A 16,876-nucleotide genomic window follows, 5' to 3' on the forward strand; every position below is an offset into this window, starting at 1 on the left:
ATACCCCTCACAGCTCGCGGAACCGGCCCGGGCTCATTCCGGTGACCCGGCGAAATGCCGTTCCGAACGCGCTCACCGAGCGATAGCCGACCCGCCCGGCAACGTGTTCGATCGCGTGTCCCTGGGCCAGCAACGTGATCGCATGCTGGACGCGCGCGGTGGCCACCCACCGGGTGAAACCGATACCGGTCTCGGAATCGAATGCCCGCGTGATCGTGCGGGCGCTGACGCCGAGGCGGCTCGCCCACTCCCCCAACTGCGTCTCGTCGGAGGGGTCGGCCTGCACGGTGGCGACAATCGGCGCCAGCAGCGCCGATTCCGGAACCCGCAGCAACAACTGATGTGGCGCCGGGGTCAACACGTCGAGAACCATGGCCTCCGTGGTCGACCGCGATACATCGTCGAGATCATCGGCACCGAGCCGGTCGAGCAACAACCGCAACAGCGCAGAGACCTCGACAGCCACCGGCTCATCCGAGATGGACGGAACCTCACGAATACTGAAATGCACTGAGCTGAGCGCGGTCCCGGCCGGTGTCCAGCCCGAATGCAGGACGCCCGCGGGGATCCACAACCCGATCGTCGGCGTGATCGTCCACACCCGAGGGCCGACGGTGGTCGACGACGACCCCTTGGCACTCCACAGCAATTCATGCGTCGGATGGGAATGCTCTTCCCAATGGGTGTCGCGTGAGATGACCTCGTACACACCCGCGATGACAAACGGGACCTCGATGGCGCCCGCCTCATAGACGGGCAGGCTCCGCTTGTCGGCCACCTCGATACTCACCCGACCACCATAGGTCAGCGAACGCGGCGCAACCCCACCACAGTCGTCTGTCGGTCACCGCTGCCCGGCCACTCCAGGCCGAAGCCGACCCGCTCGGCGCAGGACATCGCATGCCCCACTTGGTCGACATTCATCTCGATCAGAACGCAACCGTTGTCCGACAACCATTCCGGAGCATCCTCGATCAGACGCCCGATGTGGTCCAGCCCGTCCGGACCACCGAACAGGGCGTGGTGCGGCTCGTGGTCCAACGCCTCGCGTGGCAAGAATTCCGAGGCGGTGGTCGGGACATACGGCGGCACGGCGGCCATCACGCCGATCCGCCCCCGCAACATGTCGGGCAGGGCATCAAATCCAGCACCCTGATGCAGCGTCGCAGTGCCGCCCACATTGACCGCGGCATGCTCCAGTGCGCCGGCATCGATATCGGCGGCATGGATTTCGAGCCTGGGCAAAGCCTGTTTCACCGCGGACGCGATCGGCGCAACACCACAAAACACTTCCACCACAATCGGATCCCGGCCGGCGCGCGCCGCTGCGATCGTCGCCCGCGCCAAGAATCGTGAACGCTGCCGTGGCACAAAGACACCCGGACCGACAGACAGTCGGAGACCGTCGAAGGACACGTGCCCGACGATGTGCTCGAGCGGCTCACCGGTCACGCGGCGCGCACACAACCTGTCGAGCTCTGCTGGGCTGCAGGCGAATTCCTTGAGGATCGCCGCTTCCTCGGTCGCGAAAACACAACCCGCTCGACCGAGCCGATCGGCGACCGGATCCGGCATCGCGCACGCCTGCCGAATCATCTCGGCATCGGTCATACCGGATACTCGACGATCACGAATCCGTCATCGATGGCCGACAACCGGCCGCCCGCGTCGTGCATAGCCGTCGCCGCGGCCGCAAGTCGGCGATACGCCTGCGCCGCCGCAGGCAAGGTGGTCGCACGGTCGGCCGCGTGCCGATGGCCCAGGGTCTCGACGGTCCGCACCACAACGCCGCTGACCACCGCATGCTGCCGAAGCCGACTGTGTTCGGCAATCAGATCCATTGACGGACCGATCCGGGCCGAGACCAGCGCCCACCTGCGATCGGCGGTCTCTCCCGGCCCGAACTGAGCTCGCACCTGCGCCATGGTGGCGCCATCGACCTCCGGACCGCTGAACTGCGACAACTCACCACCGCTTGCCGACAGCCACGGAGTTGCGCCGGACGCCTCGACGGTGAGGTAGGCGCCGGGTTCGTCCACGACCTCGTCGATGATCCGAAGCCGCCACCGAAGGCTCGGGGCCAGGACACCCACGGGAACATCGACACCGCCGGCAGGTTCGAGACCACGCCTGCGACGGGATGGCCGACGCGCGTGCAGCCGCCCATCCCGCATCGGCGATACCAATGTCCAGCCCGCCACGTGCGCGGCCATCAGTTGCTCACCCACTGCGGCAAGTTTGTCCGCCACCTCCGGCAAGGACTCGGCATCGTCGAGTTCCCAGTCGAGGAGCGCCGAATACTCAGACCCCGGCCACGGTGAAGGTGCTCGGTTCGTTTGTACAGTCATCTGTGCCACCTGGTTCTCAGTCGGCAACGGAAGGCTCGACCCGCGGGGACTCGGCGGTCGATTCCACCAACCCATCACGTTCGACAGCACACCGCGCCAATTCAGTTGAAGAGAACGGGGTCCCTCACAAACGAGGTCCGGCGTCAGCCACAAAGTATAGCCACGGAACATGCACAGAGCACACGATGTCCGCTACGCCGAGGCCTCACGATCCGGCGTAGATCGTCCGGTAGATGTCACAGATCTGATCGGCGTCGGGCACCAGCGGGTTGTTGGCCGGCGATCCCGATGCCAACGCCTGCTCGGCCATCACCGGCAACAGGCCGTCCCATGCCGTGCGTTCGATGCCGAACGCCGCCGGTGTCGGGACCTCGACGTCGGCGCACAACTGTTTGAGTTCGTCCACCAAGGCGCTCGCCGCGACCGGATCCGGGGTCGCGTCGGTGGCAACCCCGAGAGCCCGCGCGCACTCTGCATAACGCAGCGGAGCACCGGCGATCGAGAACTCCGTCACCGCCGAGAAGAGCATCGCGTTCGACAACCCATGGGCCACCTGAAAATGCGCACCGATCGGCCGGCTCATGCCGTGCACCAGCGCCACGCTCGAATTGGAGAATGCCATCCCCGCCTGCATCGACGCCAGCATCATGGCTTCCCGCGCCTGCCGATCCTGGCCGTCGCGATACGCGGTACGCAGGTGCTTGCCCACCGCGTTGATCGCGGTCAGGCACAGGCTGTCGGAGTAGGGGTTCGCCCTTCGGCTCACATATGCCTCGATCGCGTGGGTCAATGCATCCACCCCGGTGTCGGCCGTCAGCCGCGGCGGCATCGACAGGCTGAGCTCGTAGTCCACGATCGCGGCGGCGGGCAGAAACGAGGTCCCCGGACACAGCATCTTCTCGTCAGTGGCATTGTCGGTGATGACTGTGAACTTCGTTGCCTCCGAGCCACTCCCCGCGGTTGTGGGGATGGCGATGATCGGAAGCGCATCACCCGAATACTGGCGCGGTGCCTTGAAATCTCGCATCTCACCTCCCGCCGCCGAAAGCACGGCCAGCGCTTTCGCGGTGTCCATCGGACTGCCGCCACCGAATCCGATCACCGAGTCGGCCCGATGCCCCCGCACGGCGTCGAGGCCGGCCTGTAGCGACTCCGTGGTGGGATCCGGCACGGTCTCGGCAAAGACCGCAACGTCCACGCCGGCGGCGGTGAGGATCTCCGTCGCCCTCGCCACCGCCCCCGATCCGACGAGGTAGGCGTCGGTGACGATCAGCGGACGAGTAACGCCCAGGGCGGCAACAACTTCACCAACTGCTGCGAGTGAGCCTCCTCCGAGTCGCAGCAAACGCGGCAGTGCGATGTTCGTTGTTGTCATGGAATCTCCTGGTACCGGAAGGGTTCAGCTGTTTTCGGGGAACCCGAGGTTGATGCCGCCGTGACTCGGATCAAGCCATCGGCTGGTGATGGCCTTGGTACGCGTGAAGAAGTGCACGCCTTCCATTCCGTGTGCGTGGCTGTCCCCGAACAGCGAGGCCTTCCAGCCACCAAAGCTGTAGTACGCCATCGGGACCGGGATGGGCACGTTGATACCGACCATGCCCACCTCGACCTCATTCTGGAAACGTCTGGCCGCACCGCCGTCGTTGGTGAAGATCGCGGTCCCGTTGCCGTAGGGGTTGGCGTTGATCAATTCCAGTGCCTCGTCATAGGTTTCAACGCGCACAACCGACAGAACCGGCCCGAAGATCTCATCGGTGTACACACTCATCTCGGGCGTGACGTGATCGAGCAGGGTCGGCCCGAGCCAAAATCCGTCAGACGGCCGATCAGGATTCTCGGTGATCGCGCGTCCGTCCACCACGACAGTGGCGCCCTCCGCTTCACCGGCGTCGACATAACCACGGACCTTGTCACGGTGCGCCGCGGTCACCAACGGCCCCATGTCCGAATCCTTCGTGCCATCACCGGTTTTCAACGGCCGGGTGCGCTCGACGATCTTTCCGACGAGTTCGTCGGCGATGTCGCCAACAGCGACCAGCACCGATATCGCCATACAGCGTTCACCGGCTGATCCGAATCCGGCATTGACCATGGCGTCGGCTGCCAGATCCAGGTCGGCATCGGGCAACACGATGGCGTGATTCTTGGCGCCGCCGAGAGCCTGCACCCGCTTACCCGCGGCAGTCCCGGTGGCGTAGACGTACTGCGCGATCGGCGTGGAGCCGACGAATGAGACCGACTTGATCGACCGGTTGGTCAGCAGCTCATCCACCGCCACCTTGTCACCCTGCAAGACGTTGAACACACCTTCGGGCAGCCCCGCCTGCGCCCACAATTGCGCCATCCACAAGGCCGCCGATGGATCCTTCTCACTCGGCTTGAGCACCACTGTGTTGCCTGCGGCGATCGCGATGGGGAAGAACCACATCGGGACCATCGCCGGAAAGTTGAACGGCGAGATGATCGCGACCGGCCCCAACGGCTGGCTCACCGAGTACACGTCGACGTTCGTCGACGCGTTCTCCGTGTACCCACCCTTGAGCAGGTGCGGTATGCCACAGGCGAATTCGACGACCTCCTGTCCCCGGCCGACCTCACCGAGCGCATCGGAGACGACCTTGCCGTGCTCGGCCGTGATGATCTGCGCCAACTCGCCTTTGCGCTCGTTGAGCAATTCCCGGAACTTGAACATGATCGAGGTGCGCTTGGACAACGAGGTATCGCGCCAGGCCGGGAACGCGGCAGCGGCCGCTGCGATCACCGTTCTCGCGTCCTCGACCGACGCCAGCCGCACCCGGCCACTCACCACACCGGTCGCCGGATTCGTCACGGGCGCAAGCACATCGGATGAGCCGGCAAACGGCTTCCCCTCCGACCAGTGGGCGATCTCGAACATTGCACTCTCCTTGAACGTTGGCGGTTGCCTCAAGGCTGCCTTTGCGTCAACGCACAGTCAACGGCCAATGCTGCATTTGCATCTGCAGAAATGCACACACCAGAATGAGGGCATGCCGAGTGCCGACCACCTGAGATACCTGCTGGAACTGTCCCGAACGGGGCGACTCATCGAAGCCGGTCGCCGCCTGGGGGTCGACCACACCACCGTGAGCCGGCGGATCGCGGCCCTCGAACGCGAGACCGGTGAACGTCTTTTCGACCGGCACACCTCCGGATGGCAGCTCACGGCCGCCGGCCAACGCATGCTCCCTCACGCCCTCGCCGTGGAGGCGGCGGTGGCTGCCGCTTATGCCACCACCACCCCAACCGACGAGCTCACCGGATCTGTCCGGATCGTCGCACCGGACGGATTCGGCGTGTACGTGCTGGCACCGGCCCTGTTGCACCTCCGTGCGCGGCATCCCCAGCTGACCGTCGAAGTGGTGACCGCAACCAGCCACGACCTGCTCACCGTTCGCGATTTCGACGTGGCGATCACATTGGAGCGCCCGAATCGCCGTTCCAGCCTGATCACCAGATTGGGCACCTACACCCTCGGCCTGTACGCAGCGCACGACTACCTCGAGTCACACGGTCCGGTCACCGAACTCAGCACACTGAACGAGCACACCATCATCTGGTACGTCGACGCGCTACTCGATGTCGAGCCGTTGCAGATCCTCGACCATCTCGGTCCCGGGATCACCGCCCGGGTGCAGATGAACAACATAGCCGGACATCACCAGGGGGCCCGGACAGGTCTCGGTATCGCACCGCTGCCGACCTATGTCGGCGAGGCCGATCCTGCGCTGACTCGGATACTGCCGCAACACTTCTCGGTCGAACGCGTCTACTGGCAGGTGGTTGCCCGAGATACCTCGCGTTCACAACGGGTCCGAGCGGTCACCGACCTCCTCAGCGAAACCGTCAGCGGGCATCGGCACCTGTCTGTGTGAACTGCGCGACGTCAACAACTCTTCGAGGTTGGCCCCCGACCACACGCACATCCGGTATACGGTGGCCAACAGATCCGACCTCGAAAAATATCGAGGCGCTGTCGGCCCGCTGGGCGCGAGAACATAGCCGTGGATCAGGCGATGTGCGTAGATCGCGACGCGACCCCACGCGAACGGGAGTATCAAGGAACCATGCACCTCAAACTCAGCGACGAAGACGTTGCCTTCCGCGAGGAACTGCGCACCTTCTTCACGACCGAAATTCCCAAAGAGCTCCGCGAGCGTGCCGCTGCAGGCACCTCGATATTTCCCGACGACATGATCGCCGTGCAGCGCAAACTCAATGAACACGGCCTGGCTGTACCGAAGTGGCCGGTCGAGTGGGGTGGCAAAGATTGGACGCCGGTACAAAAGCACATCTGGCAGAACGAGATGAACCTCGCCTCCGTCCTGGAACCGTTGGCTTTCAACGCCGACATGGTCGGGCCGGTGATCGCCAACTTCGGCTCACAGGAACTCAAGGAGCGGTTTCTGCCTGCGACGGCCAACCTCGACATCTGGTGGTGCCAGGGCTTCTCCGAACCCGAAGCCGGTTCCGATCTGGCATCCCTCAAGACCAGGGCGGTGCGCGACGGTGACCACTATGTGGTCAACGGTCAGAAGACCTGGACCACCCTGGCGCAGTACGCCGACTGGATCTTCGCACTCGTCCGGACCAATCCCGATGCCCCAAAACGTCAGGCGGGCATCAGTTTTCTGCTCATCGACTTGAAGACCCCGGGCATCACCGTCCGCCCGATCCAGCTGATCGACGGCGGGTATGAGGTCAACGAGGTCTTCTTCGAAGACGTGGTGGTCCCGGTCGAAAATCTCGTCGGTGAAGAGAACGCCGGATGGAGCTATGCCAAGTTCCTGCTCGGCAACGAACGTGCCGGCGTCACCCGGGTCGGCATCACCAAGAACCGGCTGGCCCGCGCCAAGGAACTCGCCTCGACGATCCCCTCCGGCAACGGAACCCTGCTCGCAGATCCCCTGTTCGCAGCGCGCCTCGCCGAACTCGAAAATGAGCTGCTGGCATTGGAACTCACGCAGATGCGAGTGGTCGCCTCGTCGGCGAACGGAAAGCCCGACCCGGTCTCGTCAGTCCTCAAACTTCGTGGCAGTGAGTTGCAGCAGGCCTCCACCGAGCTTCTCGCCGACATCGCAGGCGTCGATTCGCTCGCCGTCGATGCCGCCGACATCGGCTCTCCCCATTGGGCGCAGGAGACGGTCCCGACGTACCTCAACTTCCGGAAGGTGTCGATCTACAGCGGCTCGTCCGAGGTTCAGCGCACCATCATCGCGTCCTCCATCCTCGGGCTGTGAAGTCGCCCCCGCACCTGTAAAGGACCACAGAACACCATGGATTTCGAATACAGCGAAGAGCAGACGATGCTGCGTGACACCACGCGCGATGTGCTGTCCAAGTTCTACGATCTCGAAAAGCTCCGCGCGGTCACCGATACCGACCTCGGCTGGAGTCGCGACCTCTGGAAGTCATTGGCCGAGATCGGGATTCTCGGTCTGCAGTTCAGCGAGGACGACGGCGGCATGGGCGCGGGCCCCGAGGAGATCAGCGCCGTCCTCGGCGAGTTCGGACGCGCACTGGCCCCCGAACCGCTCCTCGATGCGGTGATCATCCCCGGCGGGATCATCGCCGACACCGGCAGCGCCGAGCAGAAGTCGAAGTACCTGCCTGCGCTGGCGGCCGGTGAAGTGCTGGCCGCCTTCGCCCATACCGAGCCCGGCGACCGCTGGCCGAACGCGGCGGTCGCGACAACGGCGACCCCCTCCGGCGACGGCTACACGCTGACCGGCGTCAAGAATCCGGTGCTGCACGGCGACTGCGCCGACGTCCTCGTCGTCACCGCCCGCCTCGACGACGCCGTCCGCCTGTTCCTGGTCGATTCTGCTGACGGTGGTGTCACGCGCACGCCGTTCCGGACGCATGACTCCCGGCGGGGCGCCCAGATCGACCTGCAGGACGCCCCGGCGGCCCTGCTCGATTCCGGCGACACCGCTGCCGCACTGATCCGCAGTGAGGTGCTCGCGCAGGTCGGGTTGTGCGCCGAGGCTGTGGGCGCGATGGATGAAACCCTGCGCCTGACGGCCGAGTACCTCAAGCAGCGCAAGCAGTTCGGAGTGCCGCTGGCCAAGTTCCAGACACTGACGCAGCGGGCCGCGGATCTGTACGTCCTTGTCGAGCTGGCCCGCAGCATGAGCCTCTATGCGACGGTGTCGCTCGCAGACGGCGACATCGATCCGGTCATCGCCTCGCGCGCCAAACTGCAGATCTGCCGGTCGGCCCGCAAGGTCGGCCAGGAAGCCATTCAGATGCACGGCGGCATCGGAATCACCGCGGAATATCCGGTCGGTCACTACGCCAGTCGCCTACTTGCCATCGAACACACTCTCGGCGGTAGCGCGGAACATCTGCGGACCCTCTCCGATCGCATCGCAGACTATGACAAGATCCTGATCGGATAGTGACAACGTACATTGACGAAGTCGGACCGGCGGTTCATCGACGAAGCCGTACCGACGAGTTCGTTCATGACGTAGAACCGCGACAGGAGAAACATGGCTGCCCCATTGCTCGAAGCGTCCACCGAGATCAAAGCCACCCCGGAGCAGGTCTGGAAGGTGGTGTCCGACCTGCAACGGATGGGCGAATGGAGCCCGCAGTGCCGCAAGACCATCGTGCGCGGCGGCGGACCGGTCACCCTCGGAACCAAAACGATCAACATCAACAAGCGCGGGCTGCTGGTGTGGCCGACCAGGTCGAAGGTGGTGCGATACGAGCCGAACAAGGAGATCGCCTACCGGATCGCCGAGAACAACAGCGTGTGGAGTTTCACCATCACGCCCACCGCCGACGGTGTGAAGCTCACGGAACGCCGCGAGGCACCCAAAGGGACCAGCAAGGTCTCCCAGGTCCTCATCAATGCCGCGATGGGCGGCGAGAAGCCGTTTGACGCCGAGTTGGTCGACGGGATGAATCAGACGCTGACGAAGATCAAACTCGCCATCGCCTGATCAGGGTCGATCAGAGTTTTTCCAGTAGTGCGGGCAGGTCCGCGACCGAGTCGATGACGTGGTCGGGGACCTGCCCGAACTCGTCTGCTTCCAAGACCTGGAGTTGTTCGGGCCGGAACTTTCCGGTGCGGACCAGGACCCCGACCATGGCAGCCTTTTGCGCACCGAGAACATCGCTGTATATGTCGTCGCCGACCATGACCACCTCGGCCGGGTCAGCGACTCCGAGCATCTCGATCGCAGACCGAAATCCAAGTGGAGACGGCTTCCCGATCGCGGGGATCTTCTTGCCGGTCGCCTTCTGCAGGCCTTCCAAATAAATACCCGTGTCGATCTTCGGCCCCGACGCGGTCGACCAGGACAGCGACCGGTGCATCGAGATGGCGGGCACCCCGTCGATCATCCAGCCCAGTGCTTTCGAGAGCACCTCGTGGGTGAACGAGGGCCCGGCACCGCCGAACACCACCACGTCCGGGTTGTCCTCGACGAGATCGATCCCGTCCATGTCGTCGGAGACCTCTCCTTCGTTGAGGACCACCACCCGCTTGCCCGGGTGCTTGGCACGCAGGTATTCGGCCGTGAGCACCGCCGCGGTCAGCACCTCGTTGTCATCCACTTCGAATCCGACTCGGGTCAGCGTTTGCGCGATCTGACTTCTCGACTTGGATGTCGTGTTGGTCAAGAACATCCGGGGCATCCCCGATGCGGAGATCGCCTCCAACGCTTCGACGGCACCGGGCAGAGGTTCCCACGAGGTGACGATCACCCCGTCGATGTCGAGTAGCAACCCTTCAGCCATGACTCAAAAGCTAGTCCTGCCCCTGCGCGGCCGCACGACGGGATGGCCGCCTTGCTGACAGGTGCCCTTCCGTTCCGGCATGCTTGGCGTCATGGCCGATCAACGCGCACCCCAGTTTTCCGCACTGTCCAAACGAGTCGCCGGCCTCATGACACGCGCACATTCCGACCTGGCCGATGTGGTGGCACTGCCGTCGGTGCATCTCGATCCGGCCAAACGCGACGACTGCCGGGCCAGCGCAGCCTGGGTCCGCGGAGCGTTTTCCGACGCCGGCGTCGACTCGCTGGTGATGGACACCATCGACGGGAGCCAGACGATCCTGGGGTTCGTGCCCGGCCCGGCTGGTGCGCCGACGGTCCTGCTCTACTCGCATCACGATGTGCAGCCGTCCGGCCCGGCGGAACTGTGGGACAGCGCCCCGTTTTCGCTGACCGAACGCGACGGTCGTTGGTATGGACGTGGTTCATCGGACTGCAAGGGCAATCTGGTTGCCATCCTCACCGCATTGCGGGCGCTCGATCCGCTTCCGCCGGTCGGGATCCGGATCGTCATCGAGGGCTCCGAAGAAGCAGGCGGCGAAGGACTCGACCACCTGGCGCGTACGCGACCCGAACTCTTTCAGGCCGACATGATCCTCATCTGCGACACCGGCAACGTCGCGCCCGGCATCCCGACACTCACCACCAGCCTGCGTGGCATGGCTGCGGTGAAAGTGTCCGTGGAAACCCTTGCCTCCGAGGTTCATTCCGGCCAGTTCGGCGGCGGCGCACCCGACGCACTGGCCGCGCTGATAGCGGGTCTGGCAACACTGCGCGACGCCGACGGCAACACCACCATCGACGGCCTCACCAATGATCAGTCGTGGCCCGGCGCCTCCTACGACGCCAAGCAGTTCCGAGCGGACTCGACCACCCTCGACGGTGTCGACCTCATCGGGTCGGGCTCCCCCGCCGAAATGGTGTGGGCGCGACCTGCCGTGACCGTGATCGGTATCGACGCACCACCGACGGCAGGCGCCCCGGCCGCGATCAACCCGCGGGCAGCCGCGCAATTGAACCTGCGGGTACCACCCGGCATGGATCCCGACGAGGCCGCGACCGCGTTGGAAAAGCATCTACGTGAACACATTCCGTGGCATGCCCGGGTGGACGTCGAGACCCAGGCGACCGGCGCGCCGTTCTCGGCCGTCACCACCGGACCCGGCTACACCGCGCTGACGGCGGCGATGGCCAAGGCCTACGGCAAACCCGTCGTCCATTCGGGTCAGGGTGGATCGATACCGCTGTGCACGGTACTGGCGGAAATCTGCCCACAAGCCGAGATCGCGCTGCTCGGTGTCGAGGAGCCCGCGTGCCGGATCCATGCACCGAACGAGAGCGTCGATCCCGACGAGATCTCCAAAACAGCACTGTCCCTTGCCCTTTTCCTCTCGAAGTACGGAGCCCAGAACTGATGCGCAGCGTTTCCGAACATCAGGATGCGGTGACCGCACTGTTCCGGTCACCACGCGTTGTCACCGTGCCCGCCGCGGACGCGCTGGGCCGGGCACTCGCCGAAGACATCGATGCCCCGATCACGTTGCCCGGCTTCGACAATTCGGCCATGGACGGCTATGCCGTCCGCGCCGAGGACATCGCTGCCGCCACAGAGGACGCCCCGGTGGCCCTGCCGGTCGCCGCCGACATCCCGGCCGGGCGTACCGACGAGCTCACTCTTGCGCCCGGAACCGCGCACCGGATCATGACCGGGGCACCGATGCCGGCCGGGGCCGACGCGGTGATCCAGGTCGAGCGCACCGACGGCGGCACCGAAACGGTTCAGATCTTCGCTGCCGTCGCCGTCGGGACAGCGGTCCGCCGGGCCGGCTCCGACATCGGCATCGGCGCCCGTGCGTTGCCCGTCGGCCGAGTCCTGCGGGCCCCGCAGCTCGGCCTCGCCGCCGCACTGGGTCTGGCCGAACTGCCGGTCTACGCGCCACTGCGGGTACTGGTGCTCTCCACCGGCAGCGAACTGGTCCCGGCAGGCATCCCGTTGGAGTTCGGGCAGATCTATGAGTCGAACGGCGCGATGCTGACCGCTGCGGCCATCGAGGCAGGCGCGCATGCCGAACAGGTCCACTTCGTGCCCGATGACGTCACCGAGTTCCGAGCCAGTCTCGACAGTTACATCGACGGGGAAGAAGGCCCGGATGTCGATCTGATCATCACTTCCGGCGGAGTCAGCGCCGGCGCGTACGAGGTCGTCAAGGACGCCCTCACCGGTGAAGGGGTCGATTTCGTGAAGGTTGCGATGCAACCCGGGATGCCGCAGGGCTGCGGCACCTACACCAGCGCAGGCGGCCACCCGGTTCCGATCATCACGCTGCCGGGTAATCCCGTGAGCGCGAAGGTGTCGTTCGAGGTGTTCGTCCGCCCGCCACTGCGATCAGCGATGGGACTACCGGCCCAGCGCCGAACCATCGCGGCGACGGTCACCGAGGCCTTCACCTCACCCAAGGGGAAACGGCAATTCCGGCGTGGGGAACTCACGATCACCGATGGTGTCGCACAGGTCCGGCCCATCGGACCACCGGCGTCACATCACCTCGCGTACATGGCTTCGGCCAACGTCCTGCTGGACATCTCTGCCGACACCGACAAGGTCGATGCCGGCAGCACAGTCGAGGTACTGATACTCGAAGAGTTATGACACACCATCACCGGCATCGCCCCGGACCTGCGAAAACAGTCGCCTCGTCGGCACCGGCCGCAGCTCCGGCCGTTCGCCTGGAACAATAACGCCATGGCCAGACGCCCCACTCCGACAGACGCCGAGCCGACTACCGGTCTGGCTCACATCGCAGACCTCATCCGCGAGACCGTGCCGCCTCTGCACCGCGCCGGGATCCCGTTTGTTGCAGTCCCGGCTGCCATCGCGGTGGCCGGGCGCAAGCATGGGTGGATCCGCACCCCGGCAACCGTTGCCGCGCTCGCCACCGCGGCGTTCTTCCGCCACCCGTCCCGGGTACCACCCAACGCGCCCGGTGTTGTTGTCGCTCCGGCCGACGGACAGGTCGCCCTGGTCGATCACGCGGCCCCGCCCGTCGAACTGGGACTCGGCGACACCCCGCGCCCGCGGGTCTCGATCTTTCTCTCGGTCTTCGACGTCCACGTGCAGCGGATTCCTGTTGCAGGCAAGGTCGAGGCGATCGAATACCGCTCCGGTTCGTTTCTCAGTGCCGACCTCCCGGCGGCCAGCGAGGCCAACGAACGCAACTCGATGCTGATCCGTACCGACGACGGCGCCGAACTCGCCGTGGTCCAGATCGCCGGACTCCTGGCCCGCCGCATCGTCTGCGACGCCAAACCAGGTGATCAGGTCACACTCGGCGACACGTACGGCCTCATCAGGTTCGGATCCAGGGTCGACCTCTACCTCCCCGAGGGCACCCGCCCGCTCGTTGCCGTCGGGCAACGTGCGGTGGGCGCGGAAACCGTTTTGGCGCAATTGAAATGATTGCCTACGGACGGGGCGAAACCCAGCGCACAGCCTCCCGCCGCGTCAACCCGACAACCGGCCGTCGGCGGCCGAGTCGAGCCGGAACGCTGAACACCGGCAAGTTGCTGGTGCCATCGGCGTTCACCGTGCTCGCGATCTGCGCCGGCTTGTCGGCAACGAAGTTCGCACTCGACGGCCGGGTCGACCTGTGCGTGGCGATGATCGCCGCGGCGGCTCTGCTCGACGGCATCGACGGACGGATCGCGCGACTGCTCGGCGCCACAACCAAGATCGGCGCCGAGCTCGATTCGCTCGCCGATGCCATCAACTTCGGTGTCGCACCCGCACTCACGCTGTACGTGCTCATGCTGCAGGGCAATGACGCCGGCTGGCTGCTGTCGCTGATCTACTGCTGCGCAATCGTTTTGCGACTGGCCCGGTTCAACACCCTGATCGACGACGATGACCGGCCGCAGTACACCAAGGACTATTTCGTCGGCGTACCCGCACCGGCGGCTGCCCTGATCGCGATCCTGCCGATCGCGCTCGACCAGCAGTTCGGCTCCGGCTGGTGGACATCGGACGTGTTCGTCGGCGGCTGGATGACATTCACCGCACTACTGGCGGTGAGCCGACTACCCACGGCGTCGTTGAAATCGTTTGCCGTACCCCCCAATGCACTGGTGCTGGTGCTGATCGGGGTGGCATTGGTCGCCGCGGCCCTACTGACCTACCCGTACGCGCTGATGTTCGCCGCCATCGGCCTCTACCTGGTCCACATCCCTTTCGCCTGGCGCACCAAACGCTGGGTCGCCAGCCGCCCGGAGACCTGGGATTACCATCCGCGGGAACGGCGTGCCGAGCGCCGCGCGATCCGCCAGGTGCGTCGCGGACGTCCAACCCAATCCGTGGCCCGTCTCGGATTGCGGCGTCCCGGCTCCTGATACCGGTAGTTTTGCTTCTGTGACATCCGAATCCGCGGCCGCTGATCCCACACAATCCGGATCACCGCAGCTGACACTGACCGCACGACTCAACCTGTCGGCCGCCGAAGCCCGGCGGGGCATCGTCCGGGTGCACCCTGAAGTGCTCACCGGCCTGGCATTGCGCGAATGGGATGGCGTTGCGGTCATCGGATCCCGGACGACCACCGCGGTCATCGCCTCGACCTCGGCGTCCGAACCGACGGGTATCGCCCTGCTCGACGAACTGACACTGTCGAATGCCGGGATCAAACCCGATGCACCCGTGGTGCTCGCACCGGCCGTTGTTCATGGCGCCACCCGCATCGTGGTCCGGGGTTCGTCCCTGACCTCTGAATCAGTCGACGAACGAACACTGCGTCGGGCGCTGCTCGGCAAAGTGGTGTCGGTGGGTGACGTGGTCTCGCTGCTCCCCCGCGACCTCGGCCCCGAGTTCGCCACCTCCGAGGCCACCCGCTCCCTGGCACGTTCGGTCGGCATCACCTGGACCAACGAACTGCTGACCGTCGTCGCCGCCGAACCGGCGGGCCCGGTGAGTGTGCAACCCGACACCGCTGTGCTGTGGGCCGACCGCACGAACACACCCCCGACCCCGACGCCGACCCCGAGCGCGCCGATGCGGATTCAGACTCCGAGTACACCGGCGCCACCGGTACGCCGGGTCGATGAACTGGTCGGCGTGGAAGCCCAGGTCGGCAAGCTCACCGAGTGGATCGGGCTGGCACTGGACAACCCCGAATTGCTCACCGCACTCGGCGCGCAGGCACGGCTCGGCGCGATCGTCACCGGCCCACCCGGCGCGGGCAAGGCCACCGTGGTCCGGGCGGTGTGCGCCGACCGCAACCTGATCTATCTGGACGGTCCGGTGACCGGTGCCCTGGAGTCGTCCTCTCGCCTGACCGCGGTCAGAGATGCGGCCAACCAACTGGTTTCATCAACCGACGAGCGCGGATCGGTCCTGTTGATCAGCGACGTCGAAGCACTGCTGCCCGCCGAGTCAGATCCGGTGTCGGCCTTGATCCTCGACGCCCTGCGGACCGCCATCACCGCGCCCCGAGTCGCCTTGATCTGCACCAGCTCCAGGCCGGAGAACCTCGACACCCGGCTGCGCGATCCCGAACTCTGCGATCGAGAGCTGTCGATCGGACTGCCGGACAACAAGATCCGCCGAGGGCTGCTCACCGCCTTGCTGACCGACGTTCCCACCGAGACCATCGACCTCAGCGATATCGCCTCCCGAACACCGGGCTTCGTTGCCGCCGACCTCGCCGCCCTGACCCGCGAAGGTGCGCTGCGCGCCGCCGCTCGTAGCGCGCGAGATGGCAAGCCCCCCAAACTGACCGAGGCCGACCTCAGCGGTGCATTGGAAGTGATCCGGCCGGTGTCACGGTCGGCCTCACCGGAGGTTGCCGTCGGCGGCATCACCCTCGAAGACGTCGGCGACATGGTCGAGACCAAGCAGGCCCTGACCGAAGCCGTCCTGTGGCCACTGCATCATCCCGACACTTTCACCCGTCTGGGCGTCGACCCACCGCGCGGTGTGCTGCTCTACGGCCCGCCCGGCTGCGGCAAGACGTTTGTGGTGCGCGCACTCGCCGCATCCGGGCAGCTCAGTGTCCACAGCGTCAAAGGTGCTGAACTCATGGACAAGTGGGTCGGCAGTTCGGAAAAGGCGGTCCGCGACCTGTTCGACCGGGCCCGGGAATCCGCACCATCGCTCATCTTCCTCGACGAGATCGACGCGCTCGCGCCACGGCGAGGGCAGTCCTCCGATTCCGGCGTCGGCGACCGGGTGGTCGCGGCCCTGCTCACCGAACTCGACGGCGTCGAACCGCTACGTGATGTGGTGGTCCTCGGCGCGACCAACCGGCCCGACCTGATCGACCCCGCCTTGTTGCGGCCCGGTCGTCTCGAACGACTGGTGTTCGTACCGCCACCAGATGCCGAGGCCCGCGGCGACATCCTGCGGACCTCGAGCCGGTCGGTCCCGCTCGCCGAAGGCATCGATCTCGACGAGCTTGCCGCCGATCTGGACGGATACTCCGCGGCCGACTGTTCGGCGCTCCTGCGTGAGGCGGCACTGGCCGCCATGCGCCGCAACATCGACGCCGCCACCGTGACGGCCGAAGATGTGGCCGCGGCCCGGGCCAAGGTCCGGCCCTCACTCGACCCCGATCAGGTGGAGAACCTGCGGCAATACGCCGACAAACGCGGCGCCTGAACGCCGCAGAATACGTCAACCAGGCGTGCCTGGGTTCGATTTCGCGTGCTTCGCCAAAACGTTGACATGCTGACCCGTTT

The 16,876-nt window shown here is 65.5% G+C and carries 15 protein-coding genes; 9 read left to right on the forward strand and 6 right to left on the reverse strand.

The window, feature by feature from the left end; translation table 11 throughout:
* Positions 1-7: 7 nt before the first annotated feature.
* The 5 genes from AC56PL_RS26890 to AC56PL_RS26910 all read right to left on the reverse strand — a co-directional run bounded on the left by AC56PL_RS26890 (position 8) and on the right by AC56PL_RS26910 (position 5,244).
* A complete protein-coding gene (locus AC56PL_RS26890) occupies positions 8-790 on the reverse strand; it encodes a helix-turn-helix domain-containing protein (RefSeq protein ID WP_495517057.1) in 783 nt (260 codons plus the stop codon).
* Positions 791-804: 14 nt separating this feature from the next.
* The gene (locus AC56PL_RS26895) at positions 805-1,611 is read right to left on the reverse strand and encodes a N5-glutamine methyltransferase family protein (RefSeq protein WP_497155737.1); all 807 of its coding nucleotides are present in this window, start codon (positions 1,609-1,611) and stop codon (positions 805-807) included.
* The gene (locus tag AC56PL_RS26900) at positions 1,608-2,348 is read right to left on the reverse strand and encodes a hypothetical protein (protein WP_497155738.1); all 741 of its coding nucleotides are present in this window, start codon (positions 2,346-2,348) and stop codon (positions 1,608-1,610) included. The genes AC56PL_RS26895 and AC56PL_RS26900 overlap by 4 nt, the downstream gene beginning before the upstream one ends.
* Before the next feature lie 205 nt (positions 2,349-2,553).
* Complete coding sequence (locus AC56PL_RS26905; RefSeq protein ID WP_497155739.1) at positions 2,554-3,723, reverse strand: iron-containing alcohol dehydrogenase; 1,170 nt, start codon at positions 3,721-3,723, stop codon at positions 2,554-2,556.
* Between the two features lie 24 nt (positions 3,724-3,747).
* Positions 3,748-5,244 (reverse strand): CoA-acylating methylmalonate-semialdehyde dehydrogenase, encoded by a 1,497-nt coding sequence (locus AC56PL_RS26910; protein ID WP_495517053.1) that lies wholly within the window; start codon positions 5,242-5,244, stop codon positions 3,748-3,750.
* Positions 5,245-5,356: 112 nt separating this feature from the next.
* Here AC56PL_RS26910 and AC56PL_RS26915 point away from each other — a divergent pair, with 112 nt between their 5' ends.
* From AC56PL_RS26915 to AC56PL_RS26930, 4 genes are all read left to right on the forward strand, one after another.
* Entirely contained in the window at positions 5,357-6,241 is an 885-nt protein-coding gene (locus AC56PL_RS26915; protein WP_495517052.1) for a LysR substrate-binding domain-containing protein, read from the forward strand.
* Between the two features lie 192 nt (positions 6,242-6,433).
* The gene (locus AC56PL_RS26920; protein WP_495517051.1) at positions 6,434-7,606 is read left to right on the forward strand and encodes an acyl-CoA dehydrogenase family protein; all 1,173 of its coding nucleotides are present in this window, start codon (positions 6,434-6,436) and stop codon (positions 7,604-7,606) included.
* 36 nt (positions 7,607-7,642) lie between these two features.
* Complete coding sequence (locus AC56PL_RS26925; RefSeq protein ID WP_495517050.1) at positions 7,643-8,767, forward strand: acyl-CoA dehydrogenase family protein; 1,125 nt, start codon at positions 7,643-7,645, stop codon at positions 8,765-8,767.
* A gap of 93 nt (positions 8,768-8,860) precedes the next feature.
* Positions 8,861-9,316: an SRPBCC family protein gene (locus tag AC56PL_RS26930; RefSeq protein ID WP_495517049.1), complete on the forward strand. Its 456-nt coding sequence runs from the start codon at positions 8,861-8,863 to the stop codon at positions 9,314-9,316.
* Positions 9,317-9,326: 10 nt separating this feature from the next.
* Here AC56PL_RS26930 and AC56PL_RS26935 read toward each other — a convergent pair whose 3' ends face one another.
* Entirely contained in the window at positions 9,327-10,115 is a 789-nt protein-coding gene (locus tag AC56PL_RS26935) for an HAD-IIA family hydrolase (protein ID WP_495517048.1), read from the reverse strand.
* A 91-nt stretch (positions 10,116-10,206) separates the two neighbouring features.
* On the opposite strand from AC56PL_RS26935, the gene AC56PL_RS26940 reads away from it, so the two are divergent.
* The 5 genes from AC56PL_RS26940 to AC56PL_RS26960 all read left to right on the forward strand — a co-directional run bounded on the left by AC56PL_RS26940 (position 10,207) and on the right by AC56PL_RS26960 (position 16,796).
* Positions 10,207-11,568: a M20/M25/M40 family metallo-hydrolase gene (locus tag AC56PL_RS26940; RefSeq protein ID WP_495517047.1), complete on the forward strand. Its 1,362-nt coding sequence runs from the start codon at positions 10,207-10,209 to the stop codon at positions 11,566-11,568.
* The gene (gene moeA, locus AC56PL_RS26945; protein WP_497155740.1) at positions 11,568-12,803 is read left to right on the forward strand and encodes a molybdopterin molybdotransferase MoeA; all 1,236 of its coding nucleotides are present in this window, start codon (positions 11,568-11,570) and stop codon (positions 12,801-12,803) included. The genes AC56PL_RS26940 and moeA overlap by 1 nt, the downstream gene beginning before the upstream one ends.
* Before the next feature lie 93 nt (positions 12,804-12,896).
* Entirely contained in the window at positions 12,897-13,610 is a 714-nt protein-coding gene (locus AC56PL_RS26950; RefSeq protein WP_495517045.1) for a phosphatidylserine decarboxylase, read from the forward strand.
* Entirely contained in the window at positions 13,607-14,536 is a 930-nt protein-coding gene (locus AC56PL_RS26955) for a CDP-alcohol phosphatidyltransferase family protein (protein ID WP_495517044.1), read from the forward strand. Before AC56PL_RS26950 ends, AC56PL_RS26955 begins: the two co-directional genes overlap by 4 nt.
* 19 nt (positions 14,537-14,555) lie before the next feature.
* Entirely contained in the window at positions 14,556-16,796 is a 2,241-nt protein-coding gene (locus tag AC56PL_RS26960; protein ID WP_497155741.1) for an AAA family ATPase, read from the forward strand.
* The last annotated feature ends 80 nt before the right edge of the window (positions 16,797-16,876 follow it).

It is taken from the genome of Williamsia sp. Y721 (assembly GCF_059683565.1).